This window comes from Microtetraspora sp. AC03309 (genome assembly GCF_020826795.1).
GTDB lineage: Bacteria > Actinomycetota > Actinomycetes > Streptosporangiales > Streptosporangiaceae > Microtetraspora > Microtetraspora glauca.
Genome location: NZ_JADDIL010000491.1, coordinates 1 through 468 on the forward strand (window position 1 = coordinate 1; position 468 = coordinate 468).

1 protein-coding gene is annotated in these 468 nt (G+C 66.7%); it reads left to right on the forward strand.

Features of this window, described 5'->3' with window-relative positions; all coding sequences use genetic code 11:
- Positions 1-468 (forward strand): phosphonate ABC transporter ATP-binding protein (locus IMZ11_RS44005; protein WP_228649687.1); only part of this gene is annotated, 468 nt, incomplete at both ends.

Genomic DNA, 468 nt, shown 5'->3' on the forward strand with positions numbered 1-468 from the left:
CTTCAATCTGGTCGGCCGGTTGAGCTGCCTGGAGAACGTCCTGATCGGCGGTCTCGGAGAGCTGCGGCTCCCCCGCTATGGCGCGCTCACCTATCCCAAGGCGATACGCGCCGAAGCCCTGGCCTACCTGGACCGCGTCGGTCTGGCCGACTACGCCGACCGCCGCGCCGACACCCTGTCCGGCGGCCAACAACAACGGGTCGCGATCGCCCGCACGCTGATGCAGAAACCCGGACTGCTGCTGGCCGATGAACCCGTCGCCTCGCTCGATCCCGAAAATGCCAGTGTGGTCATGGATCTGCTGTTCCGGGTGTGCATCGAGGAAAAGCTGACCGTGGTCTGCACGCTGCACCAGGTCGACCTCGCACTCGGCTGGGCGCACCGCCTCGTCGGCCTGCGCAACGGCCAGAAGATCCTGGACCGGCCCGCGGTCGGGATGACCCGCGACGACGTCATGGAGATCTATCA